Genomic DNA, 23959 nt, shown 5'->3' on the forward strand with positions numbered 1-23959 from the left:
ATCACCTCATTATTTCTATAGGAGCAATGGAAAGTAGTAATCGTTTTAGTCCTTGACCATCAAAGGATATAACCAGCTCTTTGTCATTATCCCTATCTTTCACTTGAACTATAGTACCTATTCCAAATTTTTTATGCTTTACCTTATCACCTATATTTACATCTTGGCTTACATCTGTCCTTGGTTCAGCTTTAGCTTGTATAGTAAATGGATTACCCATAAAAGTTTCTTTTTTAAATACTTCTTTTTTAGTTGTTGTTAAATCCTTTACAGATACAAGTTGTTCCCTTAGACTTTCTTTTTCTTTTCTCTCTATGGCATCTCCCATTTCAGCAATAAATCTTGAAGGTAAAGTATAATTGACATTACCATAAATTGTCCTTATTTTTGCATTGGTTATATATAAAAGTTTTTCTGCCCTAGTTACAGCAACATAACAGAGTCTTCTTTCTTCCTCTAATTCAGATTCACTTTCTAAGGATCTAGTTATGGGAAATAACCCTTCTTCCATACCAACTAAAAATACAACTGGAAACTCTAATCCTTTAGCACTGTGTACCGTCATCATAGTGACTACATTTGTATTATCGGCAGTCTTATCTACATCTGAAAGCAATGCTACATTTCCTAGAAACTCTTCTAGATTACTTTCTCCCATTCGCATTTCAAAATCAATTGCAACAGAAATAAACTCCTTTATATTGTCGATTCTCGTTTGAGCCTCTATGGTATTTTCCTTTTCTAATTCCTTTATATATCCTGTAGAATCAATAACCTCTTCTATAAATTCTTTTATTCCCATTGTTTCCTTTTTAGCCATAAGCATACTCATCATATCTATGAAAGGTTTTAGGCTGTTTTTTGCCCTATTGTTTAGCTCGTCTATACTATCTAAAGATAATAAAACTCCATAGATTGAATCATTATTTCTAAGGGCAATTTCTTCCAATTTATCTATAGTAGCATTACCTACCCCTCTCTTTGGCACATTGATTATTCTCTTTAGGGAAATATTATCTAATGGGTTTTCCAGTACTTTTAAATATGCTACTATATCTTTTATTTCTTTTCTATCGTAGAATTTAAGTCCTCCTACAATTTTATAAGGAATATTTTTTCTTATGAAGCAATCCTCAAAAGAACGAGACTGAGCATTGGTTCTATAGAGAATTGCAATATCAGATAGATTATGTTCATTCCTTATTAATTCATCTATTTTACCACCTACAAATAAAGCCTCATCTTCTGAGTCAGACATTTCCTCGTAGCATATAGGATCTCCTTCCTGATTATCTGTCCATAGATTCTTATCTTTTCTCTCAGAATTATGGCGAATAACTCTGTTTGCTAAATTAAGTATTTTTTGTGTAGACCTATAGTTTTGTTCCAACATTATAGTAGTAGAGCCTTTAAAATCCTTTTCAAAGTTCAGGATATTACTAATATCAGCTCCCCTCCATCCATAAATTGATTGAGATTCATCACCTACTACACAAATATTCTTATGCTTTTCTGAAAGTAGTTTAATCAGTTCATATTGAATCTTATTTGTATCTTGATACTCATCTACAAAAACATATTTGAATCTTCTTTGATAATAATCTCTGACCTCTAGGTTATTTCTTAATAATTCCACTGTCTTTATTATTAAGTCATCAAAGTCTAGTGCATTATATTGTTTTAGTTTTTCTTGATATAGTGCATATAGCTCTCCAATATTTCTTAGGTAAAAATCTTTATAATTATGATTTATATATTCATTAGGGTCTGTTGCACTATCTTTTAATTTACTAATTTGTGCTAAAACTGATGACTCCTTATAATTGTCTTTATTAAGATTCTTTTCCTTTATACACTCTTTTATAAGTGTTATTTGGTCATCTCTATCATATATAGTAAATGATCTATTATATCCTATTTTGTCAATATCTCGCCTTAAAATCCTTACACATATGGAGTGAAAAGTTCCCATCCACATATTTTCTACAGAATTAGACAAAAGTCTAGCAACTCTTTCCTTCATTTCGGCAGCAGCTTTATTTGTAAAAGTAATTGCCAGTATATTTCCCGGGAAAATTCCCTTTTCTTCGATTAAATATGCTATTTTGTGAGTAACAACTTTCGTTTTTCCACTGCCAGCACCTGCTAAAATCAGCAGTGGTCCATCTGTATGTAATACAGCTTCTCTTTGTCTATCATTCAATCCATTTAGATAATCCATTAATCCGTTCACGCCTTTCTAAACATTTGTTTCTTCTTTATTTATTATATAGTATTGAAGATGATATTTCCATCAAAAAAGCAACAATCATAGATTGCTGCTTTTTGTTTTTAGTGTTTATAAATTATTATATTTATATTTGTTTTAATTCTTTATTTCTTATAATTAATCTATAGATCAATTCTTCAACAAATGATATACCACTACTGGTTATTAAATATATACCTATAGCTACAGGACTTCTAGATGTTATGATTATGGAGATAATAATAACACTTATTATATTTTGTTTTAAAGGTTTACTTTCATCAAACTTTCTCAAAACTCCAATGTAATTTAATAAATTGGGACTTATGGAAACCAAAGCATACAGTATAGGAATTATATAGTTATGGTCATAAGCTTTTAGACTTGAAACCCATGGAACTAATATAGAACCTGCATCTATACTATTACCCCTAATAACATTAAACAAAGTTATCAATATTGGGATTTGAAGTAGACCTATAAAAACACCAAAAAATTTGAAACCATTTTGGCTATAGTATTTACCTAACTCTTCATTCATTTTTATTTCATTATCTTTATATTTTTTCTTTATTTCATTAATCTCTGATGTAAGATTTTGCTGGTTTAATATGGCTGTTTTTTGTTTTATAGATAAGGGTATCAACAAAATTTTAACTAATATAGTTAATGCTACTATTGCCAAACCCCAGTCATTAGTAAAGTTAAATAGTATATTTAAAACACCGATTAGTAAATTAGACATGAAAAATTCATCCTCTCGAAATAGTATTTTTAAACTCGAGTCATTAATCATATCCATGTTTAATCTGGAAAGTAAAATCTCCATATTTGATATTTTTCATAGGTTCTGTAATCAGTTATATCTAGATATATATTATAATCTAAAAACTTACTTCTCCCAATGCCATAGCAACTAATAGTGGTATATGGAAGCTGAACCTTAAAAGCTCTTAATGCAATATATCCTATGGATATAAAACATACAAAGAACATCATGAAACTTAAAAATGATAAGTAATCAAAATCCATGTTAAAAACTCCTTTTAAAATGAGTTATGTTAACATTATACAATATGGATAATATATCTACAACTTATATATCATACTTTTACTACTTCTAATCATTTAAAATATAGTTTGAAAATCTAAAACTTTATAAAAAAGAACTCATAATGAGCTCTTTCAATTATATTATCTAGCTGCCTTTAATCTTGCTATATCACTCCAGTTATCAGCAGTAGCTATCTCTATTCTTGATATATTTGCTTTAATTTCTGCTAATTCTTCCTTTACTTCGTATTTAAATTCTGTCAAATCCGTAGTCTGCTCTACTACAGCATCTAGTTTTGTAATGATTTGTTTTTGTCCTTCTTCCAACCCTACCACTTTTCCTTCTAGGTTAGTTGCCTTTTCCTCTAGATTAGTTACCTTTTCTTCTAGACCTTTCTGTCCTTCTTCTAGGTTTCCTAACTTTTCCAATACTAATATCTGGAACTCTTCGTTGGTCATAATCATAACCTCCCCTTATCCCTATTCTACATTCTATCCTTAAATGCAATTATATATTAAAAATAAATATCATACAATAAATAATTGAATCTTAATATGATTCCCTATGGGTCTTTACGTGTATCAGTCACATTTCCACAGTCTTTAATATAAGCTCTTGATAATTTATAATATAAAGCTTTTCATATAAGGATAAATCAAGTATTTTTAGTCTTCAGACCTATTTTTTCTTAAAAATTTATATCTTCTGCTATGGATTAACTTTTAAAAACTTTCTTATGATTATTTAATATAGTCTGCATACTAATTTATGGTTAGTTTTATCAAATAGATATAGTTTAGTCTCATCTATAAAAATTTTAATTTTATCTTCTACGTTTTTATTCAATTCATAAGGTACTCTTATAATTAGTTTCTCATCACCAATTTGAATATGAATATAAGTTTCCGCTCCCATATGTTCAACAATATCTACTGTACCTACAAGCTCTATAGAGTTTTGAATTGGTTCAATATGAATATGTTCAGGTCTAATCCCTAAAATCATTTCATCAGATTGCCAATCTATATTTAAGAAAGACTTTGAAATTTTAAAATTTAGTTCTTTATTTCCAGATCTCATATAAGTATTTTCATTATCCATTACTATTTTTACATCTATAAAATTCATCTGTGGTATTCCTATGAAGCCTGCAACAAAAATATTCACGGGATTATCATAAATTTCCATTGGACTTGCAACTTGTTGAACCACTCCATCCTTCATTACTACAATCTTTGTTCCCATAGTCATGGCTTCTGTCTGATCGTGGGTTACATATATAAAGGTGGCGGAGAGTTCTTTATGGAGTTTTATTATTTCTGTTCTCATTTGTACCCTTAACTTAGCATCTAAGTTTGATAGTGGTTCATCCATTAAGAACACATTAGGATTTCTTACGATAGCCCTTCCCAAGGCTACTCTTTGCTGCTGTCCTCCTGATAATGCCTTAGGCTTTCTATCTAGTAATTCCTCAATCTTAATTAATTTTGCTACAAATCTAATCTTTGAATCAATTTCCATCTTTGGTATCTTCCTAAGTTTTAAACCTATTGCCATATTTTCATAAACTGTCATATGAGGATAAAGAGCATAATTTTGAAATACCATTGCTATATCTCTATTCTTTGGCACAACTTTATTAACCTTTTTGCCATCTATAAATAATTCCCCGGCAGTAATATCTTCAAGACCCGCTAACATTCTAAGAACTGTAGATTTTCCACACCCAGAGGGACCAATCAATACAATAAACTCTTTATCTTCTATCTCAAGATTAAAGTCCTCTACTGCAATTACATTTCCAGGATATATTTTCTTTATATTTTTAAATACTACTTTTCCCAATTTCGTCTCCTCCTTTTGGTTCTTTGCTATTGAACATTGTTATTATAAGCAAAAATGTTAGTATACCTAAAATAAGAAATCCAAAAGTAAGTAGTCTTACTTTATATAAGGTCATATTATAAAAGTCCCCATAACTACTCAGATTCACTTTTGTAGTATTATTTATATTTCGATAAAATTCACGATCAAAAATGTCATTGACTGGTAAAAATCTTCCAGGAATATTGAATTGAAATTTTATAATCCATTGTAATAAAAATATTTCACTAAATATTAATAATACAAGTTTAATAGCCTCTTCAAGTATTTGGCTTATTCTTAAATGTATAATTTCTTTAAAATAATATATCTTAAGCTCTTTCTTTACACTTTTAATTATAACTTTTATCCTCCTTACTAGGATTATTGCTATTAATATAAATAATAAAGAAACTATAAATAGCTTAATTCCTTTATGCCACTCCATAAGGATTCTATTAGTATCAGAATAGTCTGTTATATTTAATGTTTCTTCATCTATTTCTGGAACTCTAATTTTTAAATAATCTATAAACCGATCTTTAAAAAATTCGTCTTCAATATTCACAGTTTTTTGTATAGAAATTATATAAATATGATTATCTAGATTATCTTTTTCATACTCATATCTAATATCATACTTTTCACTTATATATTGTTCTTCTAATAAAATAAAAGGTAGAATCTCTCTATTCATATCAAATAATAACTCCACTCTTTCTGGTTTCAAAGAAAAATCAGTAATTAAGCTCTTCTGATATAAAAATATAGCTGACAGTATAAATATAAGTACTATAATTAATATAATTCTTTTTTTATTCTCCATGAATAGCACCTCTATTATCTGATACTCTCACAATCATTCCATCAATGAGTGGTTTTGTAGTTCTTTCAATAATTTGGGTATCAGAAGAAAAACCACCTTGAATTGCTGCTTCGATTCCATTACTTTCAATTACAGTCACTACTATTTTCACAACTTCATCTCTTTGACTCTTAGATTTCTCTTTCATAATAGCATATATAACACTATCAGAACCTTCTTGATGAATACAAGAATTAGGTACTATATTTGTGTAATATCCTAATGATTTACTTCTGGAGTCACTTGGATTTGACTTTAAATCTCCACTTTTTACTTGTGCTACCTCTACATTAGGTGTCATCATATAACTGATCTTTTGAGTAAATAATGTAAATATCCCCATAGAAATCATGAAAACAACAATAATCTTAGAAATGATTTTTTTATTTTTTCCCTGTTCTTCTCTATTATCTAAGCTTTCTACTTTGACACCGCCCTTAATACTTATACCATTCACTAAATCATCATATGAAAACTGATATAAAAGAATAGGCAATATACTAAATAATGTTCCACAAGCAAATCCTATATCTCTAAATCTTTTACTAGCATTTAATGTAACAGATAATGGCATATCAGCAGTATCCTTAATAAATACCAGGGGTTGCTCTACCATGGACCAATAATTTACAAAAATTAATACAGTAAGTGCATAAACCAGTGATTTGCAAACTGGCAGTACTATTTGTAAAAATAGTCTAAATTCTCCAAATCCATCTATTCTACCTGCATCAAGAATTTCCTTATTTATTCCTCTCATATGCTGTGCCATTAATATAGTTCCAAATGTAGAAAATATATTGGGTATCATTACAGCCATAGGTTTATCTATTATTTTTAATGCTTTTAGAGTAAGATATTGAGCTACAATTGTGGCTTGAAAAGGCATAAGCATTAATATAATATAAAGGCAATATAAAATACCCTTTGTCTTAAATTTGAATCTACTAAAACCATAAGCACTAAGAAGTGATAAAGGGATATTAATACCTATAATCACAAATGTATACATTATGGAGTTCCAAAATCCTATAAAAAAATCTTCCCTCTGGAATAAAGCCCTTCCGTATTGTACAAAAGAAAAATTTCCATCTATACCTTTAAAGGAATAAACTATCATAATCATCATTGGAAGGATGCAGATCAAAGAAAAGATATAAATAAATAAATTTTTAAGTATCTTTTTAGCCATGTTATCCCTCCTAATGATCCAAGTGTTTCTCTTGAAACCTTAAAAAAGCTATTATAAGTATTGAAATTCCCATAACAAGTATAAATGCAGCTGTACTTAACCTCTGATAATTTAGCTTATAAAAATTATTATTCATAAAGTTTTGTAGCAAATATACTGTATTTGGTGGTATATCTCCATATAAGGCGTAGACTTCACGAAACATTAGAAATGAATTAATTATACTTAAGATTACAACAAAAAATATAATTGGAGCTATTAATGGTATTACTATTTTAAAAGCATATTTTATACTAGAGTTAGAATCTAATAAAAATGCTTCTTTATATTCTTTTTCTAATGATGAAATTGCTCCCGTAAAGATAACTATCATATATCCTGTATTTTTGATTATATAAATTAGTATTAGAATTTTCATAGCATTATCCTCACCAAAAAAGGAAATTGGCTGTCTACTAAAAAAAACTAATATCTTATTCATCATGCCATTATTTCCAAATACAACTTCCCAACCCATAAGAGCAGATGCAACTGGTACAATCATGGGAGATAGCATTGCCCATCTCGGAAATCGATATAACTTTTCTGCCATCATAAGACTTAAAAATAATGAAAGCATAGTTACAATAGGAACACCTATAATAATAAAAGTTAAAGTATTTTTTGACGCTAATATAAAAGCAGGATTATTGAAGAGCTCTTTAAAATTATCCAACCCAACAAATTGAACTGTAGATATACCTTTTGTAAATGTATAATATAAACTTAAAAAAAATGGTATGATATAAAATATCAATACTCCTATTAAGCTTGGGAGAATAAAATACCATCCATAAAACTTTTTATCCTCCAATCTTCTCAACTCCTTTCAACTGTATACTTATCTCTCTATTTTTAAATAGCTCATTATACATCTGGTTATTCTTTATTAAATAATCATGGCTTCCACTATCCATAACTCTACCATCGTCAAAAACAAATATTTTATGGCTATCCATGATAGACGATATCTTATGACTAATAAATAATATAATAGATGATTTACTATATTCCTTCATAATCCTCATAATATCTTTTTCAGCCTTACCATCAAGATTTGCCGTAACTTCATCAAAGATATATATTGGCGTATCTCTAAGTAATGCACGAGCTATGCTTAACTTTTGTTTTTGCCCACTCGATAGTGTATATCCACCCTCACCTATAATAGTCCTATATCCTTCAGGTAAAGTTTTTATAAATTCATCTACTCCCACCTTTTTACACATCATTTCTATATCTTCTTCTTTTAAGAATTCACTAGCCAACCTTATGTTATTTATAATTGTATCATTAAAAAAAAATTCTTCTTTTTGAACATAAGTAATATTACTTCTTATAAAGTTATATGAAAACTCAAAATAATCTAATCCATTTATAAAAATATTGCCTGACCTAATATCATAGAGTTTTATTAGCAATTTCGCAAATGTACTTTTTCCACATCCATTTGAACCAACGATACTGTATAAACCAAATTTATCAATATTAATTGTCATATCCCTTAAAACATTTTCTTTTTCATCTCCATAAGAGAATATCATATCTACGCATTTCAATGTAGGATCATTGTATTTTTCAAATATTAATTCGTTACTATCCTCAGACTCCTCACTCATTACTTCAATAATCCTATTTAAAGATACCATTACCTCTTGTAAGCTAATATTTATACTAAATACCTGTGATATAGATGAAAATAATTTATTTATATAGGTGTTAAAAGATACCATCAAACCAATTGTTAGAATTCCATCATTTATCAATAGAGCAGATAAATATATTATGTATAGAGACGAAATCGTGATAATTAAGCTATTAGCCAACTGTATAATATTTCCCAAATGTATAGATCTTTTTAAAAGATTAAATTCATTTTCAATAAAACTCTTATATTTATCATTGATTTTATTCTCTAACTGAAAACTTTTAATTCCTGTATTATTTGAAAACATTTCATTCTGAAAACTAAAATACTTATCGCTAAACTTTTTTCTTTGTTCAGTCAGTTCTTTAAAATATTTTCTAGCAAAATAAGTAACTAAAAAGGTCATAGGTATATAAAATATTGCAACGGAAGATAGACGTATAGAGATGACTATCACAAAGTATAGAGAAACTATCATATTAATAACTATATGAAGAGTGTTAGTAATTAGATTTATTCCAAAAGAAACTATACTATCAGTATCTCCGTTTAAACGTGAGATCAATTCTCCAACCTCATATTTGTTATATGCTAAAGTCCTCATTCTTATTATCTTATCAAATAACTCTATTTGTGCATTCTTAGATAACCTAAAATTAACGACTTTTCCCACATAGCCTTCTAACATACTTAATAAATTAGTGAATATGATTATGAAAAAATAAATTATAATCAGCTTAATTAAAAAATCCATGTCTCCTAATGTAATACTATCTAAAATTTTTCCATATAAATATGGACTTATATTTGCAACCAAGGATCCTATAAATATTAATCCTATAATTAAAATCAAATGTGTCTTACCTATATAAATATATTTTTTAAAAAACCATTTTAATTTTTCTCTATCAGTTTTATTTATATTCATTTTTGATCTCTCCATCCCAATATCTATTTTATATTAATACTAAGCCCACAACAGAGTATGAGTTATGGGCTTAGTCAGCATAATTCGATTAATATATTTCTAGATATTAGATTATTCCCGAATAAAAATTCTAATATTTTTATTCATTCAATCTAACAATTACATTTTTTTCTGCTTTCTTGAGTGCCTCGTCGAGTGTCATTTCTCCGTTCATATAAAAACTAATAGGATTTGAAATATCAAATCTTAAATAACCCATATTATATAAATAATCTATTCTATGAGAGTTTTGTATAGTAGCTTTGTTGTATCTATCCACGCTACTACCTGAAAGATAATAGGTTGCATCCTCTATCATTCTATAGACACCCTTTTTATTAATAGGCATTCCTGTTCTATCTCTTGATGCAATAAACTGAATATCTTCCTCTAATAAAAAGCTTAAAAATTTCCATGCATTTTCTTTTTTATCCGACCGATTATTTATTGAATACATCCTCATACTATAACCAATCCTATTGTCATTTCTTTCTCCAGTAAAATTAGGTATCATTCGGCTTTTGTTAGTTTTATTATATTCATCAAAGTGAACTAACATATCACCATAATAGTGATCTCGATTAACTGTTAAAGCTAGTAATGAACCATGGAGGTTATCAAGCAAATTGTACTCCCAATCAGTGTGTACCAAGTTCTTACTTTCGCTACACTCCTTAAACTTTATCAAAAGATCTTTAAACCATCTCTGATTTAAATCTACTTCCTTAGTTTCTAAGTTAATTAAATCAGGCATATTTGCTATAAGTAAATCATTTCCGAAAACTTCCCAAGGGCTTCTTCCTTCCATATTTTTTGTAAATAAATGTGTATCAGGAGCTTTCTCTTCTATTATTTTCACAATATCCAATACTTGTGACCAAGACATATTATTGAAATCTATATCAAGTCCTAATTGTTTTTCTAAATCTTCATTTAATTCATATTGATAAAATATATAGTTAATAGGCAATGCTCGGATAGTGTTATTAATCTTGATGGCATTTAATACATCCTTGTTTAAGTCTTCATAATTTTTATCATTTTCTATTAAGTTTGTTAAATCCATAAATACATCGGTTCTCAAAATATCTTGATAATCAAATCCAGAACCTCCCGTTTGAACAATATCTCCTATATCTCCTGCTATGATATCTAAAGTCAACTTAACTCCATACTCTTGATCATTTTCTAGAAAAGCATCATAGTTATTATAGGTATAGATATATTCTATATGCTCCCTAGGATATTTAAGCTCATAGCGCTTGATAGCTTCTTCTATAAAATCGTTCCTATAGGGAGCAGTTATAGTAAGGCTAGTCTCCCTCATTGGTCTTTCACCTTCTTGTTTTGTATATAAATAGTAAAACAATTTTATATCGCTTAGTTCAAGACCTTCATTATTCCTTTCTTCAGTTTGCAGAGAAAAATAGAGTTCATCATTTTTTCCAACCATGAAATCTTTTATATAATAATCATCTAATAAATATGTTGAATCCCTTCCAAATTCAAATGCTGTTTTTATGAATTCACCATCATTAGAATTAAATACATTAATTTTTTCATCAAATCCATATATTAGTTTTCCATCTTCTGAGAATCTGATAGGATTCAATTTACGTGAAGTATTTTGGAATATTTCATCTCCATTTGCTGAATCAATCATAAAAAATCCACTAACTGGTAAATCCTCAGTACTTGTAGTTGTATACACACAGCGTTCTTTATAATCTACATCAAAACTCATTGTATTTTTGTATGAGTTCTTGAGCTCACCTGTTTTTGTAAATATTTGAAGTATAGGCTGAGTATCAGTTCCAGCTAGTATATATATATAATTTTTAGTAACCCTCATCTCCATAACATAAATATAGGAATTATCATAAATATGTCCTTTAAAGTCTTTTAATGCTATTCTATCTTTTTCATTTCCTTTCTTATCAAATGAACTAACTATGACATCCTCACTTTCTTTGTCATAGTTTACATTCCAAAAAACATTCTCGTAAATCCAATATCCATTTCCCGATATTATCTCCTTATTTGGAATCTCATAAATATTTTCTTCGGTTTTAAATTCTCTTAAATAGAGCTTTTCTCCATCTATAATTCTAACGATTTCATCATCATGTCTTAATAGATTATAAAATCCATTCCATTCTTCTTCTCCTATAAAGTTTTCAACGTAATAAAATCTTTCACTTTCGCCCCCTTTTTCTGTATCATTTTTATTTTCCCCAAAAGTCTCATTTCCATCATACTTATTGCTCTCGGTACTGTTATAATCCTTATTCTTTATAATAAAAAAAACACCCACTATAATTATAAATAGTAATATTACAGATAGTATAATTATTTTATTCCTTTTATTTTCCATGTTACCACCTATTTTTTGTTAGTCATTATTTTCTTCGTTTCAAAGTCTAACCACCAATTACTTCCTTCCCAATGGTATTTCCTTGACATTTCATTCCACCAAGAATCAAACTGATGCACAGTCTTTCCATAATCTTTTATTAATTTATCATAAAGTTCCTGATTATTTGTATCAATTATTTTAGTTAGATTTTCAAGTGCTATTTTCTTTTCAAATAAATCTTCAATTTCTTTAAACTCAGCCTCATTTAATTCCCAAACTTCTTTTATATTTATCATATAATCCTCCCTTTCATTTTACTAACTGCAAAACAATAGGATTTGCCCAACTTGCTTACACAAGTTGGGCGAACTTCTCTCAACAATTACAGTAAACTATTATTTGCTGACATACCAGATCCATGTGCACATTCTCTAGCGCAACTTCCAGCACAAGTATGACCACATTCGTCAGAACATCCTCCTCCACAGTCATAGTTGCAGGTATCATCACAGCTTCCTCCACATCTCCCACTACATCCTACACCACAATTTCTCATACATACATCGTTACAACTTGACAGTTCGGCCATAGATGTAATCGGATTACTAATGATGTTTTGCCTAATCTTACTATCATATGACATAAGATTGTCCCCCTTCTAATTATATTTGTGAAATCCTATTGGACATATCACACTAAATCAATACTCCCCTTTTTTAATTCTTCTAAATCCTTATATCTTAATTCTTAGGGTTTATATTTATAGTAACCTGCAAACTCATTATTGTTTTTAACAAACCTTGATATTGGATCTAAATAATCATTTTCTTTTATTTCTAATTTATTTGTGTTAGGTATTATTGAACAATTCTTAAGCTTAGTTTTTAACTCTAAGGCAACTACTCTCTCTATATGACTCTTCCTGCACTGAAACGAGGGTGAAACATTATACTCTTTTGTATTTTTTTTATTAATATAAACGCAATCGCTACATTGATATGCATCACAGATTCTACAAAGGTTACTATTTTCAATCCCATATAAGTAACTACCATATTCCTTTATAATTCCTTCCCTAGCGTCTCCAATAAAGCTATCTTCATTATTTGAAAAATCGGCACAGCAAGTATAAATTTTACCTAACGGAGATAATGCGAATGTATTTTCACCAGCTTGACAATTGTCATGTTTTTCTAAAAACAAAATATCCGTTAATAAATTAACTTCTTTCAATATTCCCTGTTCTCCCCATGTTCTTATAATTGTATCACTTATCTTTTCCATTTGTTCTTTATATGTTTCTTCATTAAAGTGTCTATCTAATTCTGTTATATTTACATTAATCCTATTTGAAAATTTAATCAACTCATCAATTGCTTTATTTAATTCTTTTATTTCATCTTCTTTTACATTTAGTATTATATTATCAATAAATACTTTTTCATTCCAAATATTCTCCATATCATATGCTGGTAGTATTCGTCTAAATCCTTGTTCTTGTGCTAGATTATAATATCTTATAGGGACTATATGCAATATGTCATAACCTATATATTCTTCTTTTGTTCTTAAAGTTTTTCCACTTTTCCCATGAACAAATATGGGAATCATAAAATTTTCTTGTGCATAATTTAAACCTTCAAGAATTACATTATCACTCATTTCATTATCATCATCATTTTGATTTTCATAACAACAATAGGTTATATAGTCATCTGACAATAAAAAGTAAAGTGACTTTTTATTTATCCTATTATTTTGTCTTTCTATTCCATGTACATTATATAACTTAGAAAAAAAGTAATTATTTGCTCTAACTCTAGCCTTATGCATATTACATATATATTTAGCACGGTAAAAATTAGTAGGTACCGGAGCTTCATCATAATTAAAGCCTTGGCAAAAACCACATCCTGTAGCTATCTCACAATTTAAACATTCAGAATCACTTTGAAGTCGATTAGTAGATAGTACAAAAGGTCTAACCTTCTCCATGTCTACTCCATTCTTTATATCACCCACTGACCATTCTTCATGATTATTTAATGAATACCCATAGTATCTGATGCAAGGGTAAATATTCCCATTTGGTGACAATGCGATCATCTTCCCTGCTCCACAATACGTTTTATCCATATCTTCTTCATTATAGGGATATCCTATAGTTTCATCAAAAAATGAGCAATAGTAGCCATTATCATATAATTTATTATCAATTACATAGTCTGCTAATTTTTTTAACTGTTCTTCTAATATCTTATCATCACCGTTTTTCCAGACATCTTCAAAGACAACATTAGCACTAACTTCTTTTATATCTCTATTCCACAAAGATAAAATACTATCATACAGTAAAGGTAAATCATCACTGGCAAATGTCATCTTAGTTGATCCCCTAAATTGCTTTAGCCATAAATCAATATTTTCGTTTATTTTATCAAATGAACCTGAACCATCTGGAAAAACTCTTTGCATATCATGTTTCTCCTTAGTTCCATCTACTGATATGGTTACAGAAATTTTATTAAGATTTTTCTTGATAAATCTTTGAACTTCAGTGGATGAATAATTAACTCCATTTGTACAAATACTTATCCTATAATTCCAATACCAATCATGATCTAATTCAAATGCCCTTAGCTTAAAATAATCTGCTATTTTCTCAATAAGCTTGGCTTCTATTAATGGTTCTCCACCAATAAATTCCAATATTACAGCTTCCGAATATTTCATCTCATCAGTTGTAAGCAACCGATCAATAAATATTCTAGCAGTATCAAAATCCATCTTATTGTCAGATTTCTTGTGAGTTATATAACAATATTTGCATCTTAAGTTACAATCATCTGTAACCACAAATGTCACCGTCTGTGCTCTATCAGCATGCCAACTCCTAACAGACTTCCCAAAGGTATAATTGTTACTATTCATTCTACTCCCCCCGTTTATTCTGATATATTCATAAATTGTATATATTTGCTATTATATATCATCATAATTAACTCTATTTCATCTATGATTTCTTATGTTCATTACTCAAACTTCGCAGTTGATTTTCCTAGTCAAACCTTGTAGTTTCAATAGTTGACTAAACTTAACTTCAAGTTTGTAGATACACAAGTGTGTTTTAACCTACACAAGATTTATATATCTTAAACAATGAAATTTGGAAATACTCAATAAATCTATGAGGTTATTTTGTATATAAATTAACATACAAGAATGGTAAAGTCCACTTATTTCGTTCGCCTATTTTCGACAAATATAGCACAAAACATAGGTTTTGTCGTACTGATATTATTTTTTGCTATCCTTAAATCTAATTGTAAGGTGTCATACAAATCAAAATGAAGTGTTTTTAGGGTTTATGTTCTTAAAAGCAATATAAGGTATATATAGTTCTGGTCGAATATTGAATTTTTAAGGTTTACAAGAGAATATTTATATGCGAAGTTTGAGTAATACAATTAACTTTATTGTCTATTAATTGCATTTTAAATTATTAATATAAATCTTACCATAATTTTACTACTAAAATAAGGCTTAAATTTTTTTAATATGATATTTCAAAAAAGAACTCATAATGAGTTCTAAGGTTATATTATTAACTATTTCTATTCTTAATATTTTTGATCTCAACTAATTCTTCTTTTACTTAATAATCTGCATTAACTTTCCATTTATAATATCCGTTGTTTAAATTCTTTTCCAATGCTATAATAATAGTAAATTCAATGATTAAGGAGGGTTTTATGAAACTAAATTATAAACGAACGTTTTTTATTGGTTTAGCATTTTTATCGATTTCTTCTTTTTGGCAATTATATGATAATATAATACCTCTTATTTTACACAATACCTTTGGAATTGGAGAAACTATGACAGGAACTATAATGGCTCTAGATAACATACTGGCATTATTTTTACTTCCTTTCTTTGGTACTCTTTCTGATAAGATAAATACTCCTTTTGGAAAAAGGACTCCCTTTATTATTATTGGGACAACCATAGCTGTTATATGTATGATGTTAATTCCTGTAGCAAATAATAGTCAAAACTTTATGTTGTTTTTTATATCTTTAGGAGTAGTATTGATTTCCATGAGTATTTATCGCTCACCTGCTGTTGCATTAATGCCTGACCTTACACCTAAAATCCTTAGAAGTAAGGCAAACTCCATAATTAATCTTATGGGTGCAATAGGAGCTATATTTACTCTTTTAATGATTAGTATGTTAATCCCTAAAAAAACTTCACCTAATTATACGAATATATTTTTAGCTGTTGCCATTTTAATGGTATTTTCAGTTATAATTCTTGTAATTACAATTAGAGAAAATAGGCTATCTAAAGAAGTGGCTATGATCAATTCTCCTGAAGATGAAGAATTGGATTTAGGTAATTTAAATTCTAGTATGTCCATGGATAAGGATGTAAAAAGAAGCTTAGGTTTTTTATTAGCATCAATTTTCTTATGGTTTACAGCTTATAATGCTGTTACTACTGCATTTTCCAGATACGCTACTATAGTTTGGGATTTACAAGGCGGAGGCTTTGCCAACGCTCTTATGGTTGCTACAGGTGCTGCTATTCTCTCCTATATACCTATAGGAGTTGTATCCAGTAGCATAGGTAGAAAGAAAACAATTATTGGTGGAATTTTACTAATGAGTGCTTCTTATTTTTGTGGTTTTTTATTCAAGACCTATTCACCATTAATCAATTTAGTATTTGCATTTACAGGCATTGGATGGGCCGCCATTAGTGTAAATTCGTATCCTATGGTTGTTGAAATGAGCCGTAACTCTGATATAGGAAAATATACTGGCTTATATTATACGTTTTCCATGTCTGCACAGATTTTCACTCCCATATTATCTGGATTTTTGTTGGAAAACGTGTCCTATAAAACCTTATTTCCATACTCCTTTATTTTCTCTCTATTATCTTTATGTACAATGTTAATGGTTCACCATGGAGATTCTAAACCTGTGAAAAAAGGAAGTACATTGGAACATTTTGATTTAGAAGACTAATTTTAAGGAGTGTAGTTGATGTTTACTTTTATTGTGAATTTTATTTTTATTATAATTATTTTTTATCTTTTGTTTATAATGCCAAAGATAGTAAATAAACCTGATTTAAGTAAATTTATGAACAGATATTATACCCATAGGGGATTTCACAAGGAAAAGCACGTTGCACCTGAAAACTCTTTGGCTGCCTTCAGTTTAGCAGTGCAAAATAATTTTGGAATAGAATTTGATGTTCAGTTATCAAAAGATGGTATTCCTGTTATATTCCATGATTTTAATTTAAATAGAGTATGTGGTATAGATAAAAATGTTAATGAATTGACTTTTAATGAATTAAGAAAACTAAATTTATTTGATTCAAAGGAAAAGATTCCTCATTTAAAGGAATTGTTGGATTTAGTCAATGGACAAGTACCTTTAATTGTAGAAATAAAATCTAGCTCAAATGATATGTCAGTTTGTTCAGTAGTTGCTTCTTATTTAGATGGTTATAAGGGTGTTTATTGTGTAGAATCTTTTAATCCCTTAGCTGTTATTTGGTATAAGAAAAATAGACCTAAAGTTATTAGGGGACAACTTTCTATGAATTATCTTAAAGATAAAAAAGAACAGAATAAATTAGTATCATTTTTATTACAATATTTATTGTTTAATTTTCTAACTAAGCCTAATTTTATTGCCTATGATTACAGATATTATAATAATCTTTCTTTGATTCTATGTAGAAAATTTTATGGTATTGCTACAGTAGCATATACTATTCCATCAAAATTAGAGTTAGAAAAATATTTAAACCGATTTGATTTATTTATATTTGAAAATTTCATACCTAATAATTCATATAAAAAAACTAGCTAAGATTTTCCATAGCTAGTTTTTTATATTTACTTTTCCACTAAAAATATATTTACATCAAATTCACCAATATCAGTTTTCAACGGTATAAGTAATGATTTCTTATTTGCTGCTGACATTGATTTATACTCTCCCACAATAACCTGTGGTGGAGTAATATCACATATATAATCGTATGATGTTAAATTTGTTACTGCATTTCCACCAATTATATTTGCTACCTCTCCTAAGGCAGAAGAAACAAAATTATCTATTTCATTTAGTTCCATACCTGACATTATCTTAACCATTTCCAATGCTGTATGATTTTTAAAACCAAACAGGATGGAACCCTTTAAATCTCCTGTAATTCCCAACAGTATATTTGTTTCTTTGCTACATACCATTCCTTCTATTACTTTTAAGTCGCCTTTTTCTACTGGTAAATCAAGCATTAGACGAAATACATCTTGAGTTGCTCCATAGAATGAATTTACATATTCTGCTTTCATTATGCTTCCACCTCTTTGCTATTTACATACTCCCCAATTTTCTGATCCATCTTACCAACGTGCATAATTAACCATGTCATAAGTTTTGCACTAAATTCCTGTAACTTTTCTTCAGTGAATTCTCCTTGTTCAAATATTTTAACGTAGTCATTAACTCCTTCTTTAAAAACTCTATGTGCCTCTTTGTGTATTTCAATATCAGGGTAACCAATGGATTTTTGGTATTCCTCTTCATCATCAAAGTGAAACACTACATAGTCTTTCATAAATTCCATAGTTTCTTTCACATTATCTAATCTATCTTCCCATGGCCTTTCTTTATCTTGAACAATTTTTATGAATTCCGATAGTCTTTTGAAAAGCTCTATGTGCTGGTCATCAATTAAATCTACACCTATTCTATATTTATCTTTCCACATCATAATACCCCTACTTTCTATATAAATACTATACTACTATATCTAATATTTCTATATCCTGCTCTTTAAGAAAATCCACAAACTTATCTCCTGTTTTTATTATGGGTTTAGTTTCGTCCTGTGGATGTACATATACTATTATTCCAGTGGTCCCATCACTTAGCAAAACGGTATTCCCTACATAAAATCTAGAAATGTTTTTTAAGAATACTTGTGTAATATGTGAATCTAAAGATGTAAAACTTTCTTGTCTAAGATAATCTGCTGCTCTAAGGGGTGAATCCTTATGTTTATATACCCTATTAGATGTAAGTGCATGATATATATCACATATAGCTATTATTTTAGCATATAGATGTATATCCTTCTCACTAACCCCATTTGGATAACCTGTACCATCTATTTTTTCATGATGCTGCAATACCCCTAATAAAATATCATTATTAAACTTTTTTGTATCTAAAAGTATTTTATAACCATAAAATGAATGTTTTTTCATCTCCATAGCTTCATCTTCAGTTAATTTACTAGGTTTATTTATTATATCTTGTGATATCTTTAATTTCCCCAAATCGTGAAAAAGTGCGGCTATGGATAAATCAAAAATTTGATTTTTAGAAAGTCCCAACCATTTACCTAAGGCAATGGATAATATAGACACTCCCAAGCTGTGGTTAAATGTATAATCGTCTTTTTTCTTTAATAATCTCATTTGAGTAAGTATATCTCTTTCTTTAGACACTTCATCTACAAAATCATTCATTACTTTTAATATTTTATCTGTTTCTAGTTTGTTCTCCATTTTAACTTCATCAAATATATTATCTAAGATGTCGCCTAAATTATTATAGGACTCTTTCAAGTCATTGTTATAAATCAATTTAGGAATTTCTTCTTCCCGTATAAAAACATCATCAACTTTATTAATAATTAATTTATCAATTAATTCTTTGGTTATAACTGTATTTTTTGGAATCAATATAACTCCAGTTTTAAAGTCCATTACATCCCTATCTAAAATCATACCTATATCTAGTTTTGTAACCTCTATATTTTTACTCAAGTTATCGCCCCTTTAAGAAATAGTTGATTTCCCATTTTAATACAATTATATATTAAAAAAAAATATAAAACAACAATTTGCTTTAAATTTCCACTTAAAAAGACAAGAGAAATCTTCTCCTGTCTTCTATAATATCCTATTCATTAAATTCAAAAAATTTTTATACCCTATTTTTTCTATATCTTCTTTTGTAAATCCTCTTTCTTTAAGCTTCAATATAAAGTCCTTTCCCTTAGAAATATTTTCTAATCCTTTAGTTCCTATATAATCATCTTCAATAAAAGTATTAGCTGCATCTTTTCCAATATATTCAAAAAAGTCGAATCCCAAAGCAACTTTATCTATTCCTATGAGGTTTATAATATGTTCAATATGATTTATTAAGTAATCTACACTCCTCTTATTTTTATCTTCATGAATAAATTCATTAAAGGCATTTATCCCCACAAGTCCATCCACTTCTCCAATTGCCTTTATTTGTTCATCAGTTAAATTCCTTGGAACATTACATAGTGTCCTTGAATTAGAGTGAGATGCTATAAATGGTTTTCTTGCTACATTATAAATATCCCAAAAAGTTTTATCGTTGGCATGACTAACATCTAAAATCATTCCTATGGATTCCATAATCCCAATGGCTTCTTTACCCAAAGCAGTAAGACCTCTATTTATAGTTCCTCTTGCTCCAGTTCCTAAAGAATTCTCTTCATTCCATGTCAAACTTCCATGCCTAAATCCTAATTGATATAAAGTATATATATTTTCTATCTCTTCACCAATTCCACTTAATCCTTCCAATCCTAGTAAGACTGCAATTTTATTTTCGTCCATGGCTTGATAAAAGTCATTACTATTGTATATTACCTTTATTATGTCTTTGCTTTCCCATAATTCTACACTCATAGCCTTAATATTTTCAATAAGTCTTTCCTTTGGTCTACTAGTATGTGGAGGGTCAATCCATATAACAAATATTCCTCCAACCATATTACCTTTTTTAAATCTTTCCAAATGATAATCTCTAATAATATTTTTCAAGCCTTTTTGTCTTTTTTCAGTTACATCAGTCCATATATCTCCATGTATATCAAATAACATAATCATAACCCTCCTAACAATAATTTTCAGTTATATTATCATTATCTGAATAAATAATATACAAACACAATAAATAACTAATAATCTAAATATCATACTTTCAAATTTACTATTGGTCTTAATTGTAATGGGAAAAGATATATTGTTATTTAAAGGATAGAATAGTTTTACTCCTTTGGAAGTGAATAAGTCTGCTACTATATGTAAGAAATATCCTATTATAAATCCGGAATATATGGCATCTAGTCCATAATCTAATTTACCTAGGGATACTATAGATGTTGATGCAAGAAAGCCTATTATACTATGTGTAAAACCCCGATGACTTGAAATACCTACGAGAAAAGATCCTATACCAAGAAACAAAAAAATCTTGGATTTCATTAGGTAATATAAATATATAAATATACCTCCTATAAATATATAAAATAAAACTCTATAAAAATTACTTTTAATCAATAATATCTTCTGATTTATTTTACCTTTTGGATGATCTAAATCAGGAATTAAAGAACTTATTGCTGAAGCCAATACTATTATAAGCTGATTTTCTAAGGGTTGCCCATAGGATATAGTCAGAGCTGCTGTGATTCCTATTGCCATATGTGTTTTTCCTGTCATAAATACTCTCCTATTGCTGTCTATTCCTTTTTAATCCAAAAAGTAAGGGACAATTATTTAGTCCCCTTATTATTTCTCATCTATTATCCCTAATTTTTTAAGTACTATATTATATCCTTCTGAGCCATAATTTAATGATCTATTGATTCTACTTATAGTTGCAGTACTAGCACCTGTTTCAGACTCTATTTCATTATAAGTCTTATTTGTTTTAAGAAGTTTAGCTACCTCTAATCTCTGTGCTATTGCTTGGATTTCCTTTATTGTACATATATCTTCAAAAAATCTATAACATTCTTCTTGATTTTCCAGAAGTAAAATCGCTTCAAAAAAGCTATCTACTTGATCTGATTTTATCTTTGAATTAAACTCCATTTTTCTTCCTCCCAGAATCATAGTGTCATATTAAAGTACTCAAGTTTCATAACCAATATAATAGCTGGGCAAACCCAGCTATTATATTGAGTTATCTTAGAATAATCCTACTATTTCCCCACTTGGTAATATATCAATATTGTTGGCTGCTGGAACTTTTGGTAATCCTGGCATTGTCATAATTTCTCCAGTTAATGCTACTAAGAAACCAGCTCCTCTTGATACTCTTATATCTCTTACAGTAATTCTAAATCCACTTGGTCTACCAAGTAATGTTGGATCATCTGATAAAGAGTATTGAGTTTTTGCCATACAAATTGGCATTTTATCAAATCCTAATTTTTCTATATTAGCTATAGTTTTTTCGCAAGCTTTTGTAAAGTCTACTCCATCTGCTCCATAAACTTCTTTAGCTATTTTTTCAATCTTAGCTTTAATTGTTTCTTCTACATCGTAAATTGGTTTAAAGTTAGATTCTTTAGTTTCACAAACTCTTACTACAGCTTCAGCCATAGCTACTCCACCTTCTCCACCTTTACCCCACACTTCTGAAAGAACTGCTTCAGCACCTAATTCTTTACATCTATCAAGTACATATTTAAGTTCAGCTTCTGTATCTGTTGGGAAGTTGTTTATAGCTACTATTGCTGGTACTCCAAATTTATTTATATTTTCTATATGTTTTTCTAAGTTAGCAAATCCTTTAGCTAATGCCTCTAGATTTTCACTTCCTAGTTCATCTTTCTTAACTCCACCGTTATATTTTAGTGCTCTTATTGTAGCTACTATTACTGCAGCATCTGGTTTTAAGCCACCAAATCTACACTTAATATCAAAGAATTTCTCAGCACCTAAATCAGCACCAAATCCTGCTTCTGTTACTGTATATTCAGCCATTTTTAAAGCTAATTTTGTTGCTAGCATTGAGTTACATCCATGGGCAATGTTTGCAAATGGTCCACCGTGAATTAATGCTGGTGTATTTTCCAATGTTTGAACAAGGTTAGGATTTACTGCATCTTTCATAAGTAAAGCTACTGCACCCTGTGCATTTAAATCTTTAGCAAATACTGGACTACCATCAAATTTATATGCTACTATTATTTCTCCTACTCTAGCTTTAAAGTCTTCTAAGTCTTTTGATAAACAGAAGATTGCCATTATTTCTGATGCAACTGTAATATCAAATCCATCTTGTCTAGGCATACCATTTGGTTTTCCACCTAATCCTACTACAATGTCTCTTAAAGCTCTATCATTCATATCAAGAACTCTTTTCCATACTACTCTTCTTGGATCTATATTCAATACATTTCCTTGATGAATATGATTATCTAGTAAAGCAGAAATCAAGTTATGAGCTGTAGTTATTGCATGGAAGTCTCCTGTAAAGTGTAAGTTAATATCTTCCATTGGTACTACTTGTGCATATCCTCCACCAGCTGCTCCACCTTTAACTCCAAAGCTAGGTCCTAAAGAAGGTTCTCTTAGAGCTGTTATAGCACTCTTGCCAATTTTGTTTAATCCCATGGAAAGACCTATATTTGTAGTAGTTTTACCTTCTCCTGCTGGAGTTGGGTTAATTGCTGTAACTAAAATTAATTTTCCATCTGGCTTGTCTTTCATCTCATCTAGTAATCCTAGGGATACTTTTGCTTTATATTTACCATATTGTATTAAATGATCTTCGTCAATTCCTAATTTAGATGCAACATCAACTATAGGAAGCATTTTAGCTTCTTGTGCAATTTGAACGTCTGTTTTCACTT

The 23959-nt window shown here is 29.0% G+C and carries 22 protein-coding genes; 2 read left to right on the forward strand and 20 right to left on the reverse strand.

Going from position 1 to position 23959, the window contains the following annotated elements:
* Position 1: 1 nt before the first annotated feature.
* The 13 genes from pcrA to KQI41_RS14275 form a co-directional block, all read right to left on the reverse strand.
* The gene (gene pcrA, locus KQI41_RS14215) at positions 2 to 2221 is read right to left on the reverse strand and encodes a DNA helicase PcrA (protein ID WP_216585512.1); all 2220 of its coding nucleotides are present in this window, start codon (positions 2219 to 2221) and stop codon (positions 2 to 4) included.
* 133 nt (positions 2222 to 2354) lie between these two features.
* A complete protein-coding gene (locus KQI41_RS14220; protein WP_216585513.1) occupies positions 2355 to 2993 on the reverse strand; it encodes a YidC/Oxa1 family membrane protein insertase in 639 nt (212 codons plus the stop codon).
* 59 nt (positions 2994 to 3052) lie between these two features.
* Positions 3053 to 3280: a hypothetical protein gene (locus tag KQI41_RS14225; protein WP_154438696.1), complete on the reverse strand. Its 228-nt coding sequence runs from the start codon at positions 3278 to 3280 to the stop codon at positions 3053 to 3055.
* Positions 3281 to 3442: 162 nt separating this feature from the next.
* Positions 3443 to 3760, reverse strand: coding sequence for a hypothetical protein (locus KQI41_RS14230; RefSeq protein WP_154438698.1), 318 nt, complete (start codon positions 3758 to 3760; stop codon positions 3443 to 3445).
* Between the two features lie 286 nt (positions 3761 to 4046).
* Positions 4047 to 5147, reverse strand: a complete 1101-nt coding sequence (locus tag KQI41_RS14235; protein WP_216585514.1) for an ABC transporter ATP-binding protein — start codon at positions 5145 to 5147, stop codon at positions 4047 to 4049.
* Entirely contained in the window at positions 5128 to 5991 is an 864-nt protein-coding gene (locus KQI41_RS14240) for a hypothetical protein (protein ID WP_154438702.1), read from the reverse strand. Before KQI41_RS14240 ends, KQI41_RS14235 begins: the two co-directional genes overlap by 20 nt.
* Positions 5981 to 7222, reverse strand: a complete 1242-nt coding sequence (locus KQI41_RS14245) for a carbohydrate ABC transporter permease (protein WP_154438704.1) — start codon at positions 7220 to 7222, stop codon at positions 5981 to 5983. The genes KQI41_RS14240 and KQI41_RS14245 overlap by 11 nt, the downstream gene beginning before the upstream one ends.
* A gap of 10 nt (positions 7223 to 7232) precedes the next feature.
* Positions 7233 to 8075, reverse strand: coding sequence for a carbohydrate ABC transporter permease (locus tag KQI41_RS14250; RefSeq protein WP_154438706.1), 843 nt, complete (start codon positions 8073 to 8075; stop codon positions 7233 to 7235).
* Entirely contained in the window at positions 8065 to 9837 is a 1773-nt protein-coding gene (locus KQI41_RS14255; protein WP_195837894.1) for an ABC transporter ATP-binding protein, read from the reverse strand. Before KQI41_RS14255 ends, KQI41_RS14250 begins: the two co-directional genes overlap by 11 nt.
* Positions 9838 to 9976: 139 nt before the next feature.
* Positions 9977 to 12250, reverse strand: coding sequence for an ABC transporter substrate-binding protein (locus KQI41_RS14260; RefSeq protein WP_154438710.1), 2274 nt, complete (start codon positions 12248 to 12250; stop codon positions 9977 to 9979).
* A gap of 8 nt (positions 12251 to 12258) precedes the next feature.
* Positions 12259 to 12528 (reverse strand): CXXX repeat peptide modification system protein, encoded by a 270-nt coding sequence (locus KQI41_RS14265; protein WP_154438712.1) that lies wholly within the window; start codon positions 12526 to 12528, stop codon positions 12259 to 12261.
* An 86-nt stretch (positions 12529 to 12614) separates the two neighbouring features.
* Positions 12615 to 12875: a hypothetical protein gene (locus tag KQI41_RS14270; protein WP_154438714.1), complete on the reverse strand. Its 261-nt coding sequence runs from the start codon at positions 12873 to 12875 to the stop codon at positions 12615 to 12617.
* 104 nt (positions 12876 to 12979) lie between these two features.
* Positions 12980 to 15163: a radical SAM peptide maturase, CXXX-repeat target family gene (locus tag KQI41_RS14275; RefSeq protein WP_154438715.1), complete on the reverse strand. Its 2184-nt coding sequence runs from the start codon at positions 15161 to 15163 to the stop codon at positions 12980 to 12982.
* An 821-nt stretch (positions 15164 to 15984) separates the two neighbouring features.
* Here KQI41_RS14275 and KQI41_RS14280 point away from each other — a divergent pair.
* On the forward strand, positions 15985 to 17268 hold the full coding sequence (locus tag KQI41_RS14280) for an MFS transporter (RefSeq protein ID WP_216585515.1): 1284 nt from the start codon (positions 15985 to 15987) through the stop codon (positions 17266 to 17268).
* An 18-nt stretch (positions 17269 to 17286) separates the two neighbouring features.
* A complete protein-coding gene (locus tag KQI41_RS14285) occupies positions 17287 to 18126 on the forward strand; it encodes a glycerophosphodiester phosphodiesterase family protein (RefSeq protein ID WP_216585516.1) in 840 nt (279 codons plus the stop codon).
* A gap of 26 nt (positions 18127 to 18152) precedes the next feature.
* Here KQI41_RS14285 and KQI41_RS14290 read toward each other — a convergent pair whose 3' ends face one another.
* The 7 genes from KQI41_RS14290 to KQI41_RS14320 all read right to left on the reverse strand — a co-directional run bounded on the left by KQI41_RS14290 (position 18153) and on the right by KQI41_RS14320 (position 23957).
* The gene (locus KQI41_RS14290; RefSeq protein WP_216585517.1) at positions 18153 to 18614 is read right to left on the reverse strand and encodes a chemotaxis protein CheX; all 462 of its coding nucleotides are present in this window, start codon (positions 18612 to 18614) and stop codon (positions 18153 to 18155) included.
* Entirely contained in the window at positions 18614 to 19036 is a 423-nt protein-coding gene (locus tag KQI41_RS14295; protein WP_154438723.1) for a bacteriohemerythrin, read from the reverse strand. The genes KQI41_RS14290 and KQI41_RS14295 overlap by 1 nt, the downstream gene beginning before the upstream one ends.
* 25 nt (positions 19037 to 19061) lie before the next feature.
* On the reverse strand, positions 19062 to 20096 hold the full coding sequence (locus KQI41_RS14300) for an HD-GYP domain-containing protein (RefSeq protein WP_154438725.1): 1035 nt from the start codon (positions 20094 to 20096) through the stop codon (positions 19062 to 19064).
* Positions 20097 to 20222: 126 nt separating this feature from the next.
* Positions 20223 to 21194, reverse strand: coding sequence for a dipeptidase (locus tag KQI41_RS14305; protein ID WP_216585518.1), 972 nt, complete (start codon positions 21192 to 21194; stop codon positions 20223 to 20225).
* 30 nt (positions 21195 to 21224) lie between these two features.
* Positions 21225 to 21815: a metal-dependent hydrolase gene (locus KQI41_RS14310; RefSeq protein WP_216585519.1), complete on the reverse strand. Its 591-nt coding sequence runs from the start codon at positions 21813 to 21815 to the stop codon at positions 21225 to 21227.
* Between the two features lie 69 nt (positions 21816 to 21884).
* On the reverse strand, positions 21885 to 22190 hold the full coding sequence (locus KQI41_RS14315) for a YerC/YecD family TrpR-related protein (RefSeq protein ID WP_216585520.1): 306 nt from the start codon (positions 22188 to 22190) through the stop codon (positions 21885 to 21887).
* Between the two features lie 96 nt (positions 22191 to 22286).
* The gene (locus KQI41_RS14320) at positions 22287 to 23957 is read right to left on the reverse strand and encodes a formate--tetrahydrofolate ligase (RefSeq protein WP_216585521.1); all 1671 of its coding nucleotides are present in this window, start codon (positions 23955 to 23957) and stop codon (positions 22287 to 22289) included.
* Positions 23958 to 23959: the final 2 nt, after the last annotated feature.

Source organism: Tissierella pigra, from assembly GCF_018917845.1.
In the GTDB taxonomy this organism is placed as follows: domain Bacteria; phylum Bacillota; class Clostridia; order Tissierellales; family Tissierellaceae; genus Tissierella; species Tissierella pigra.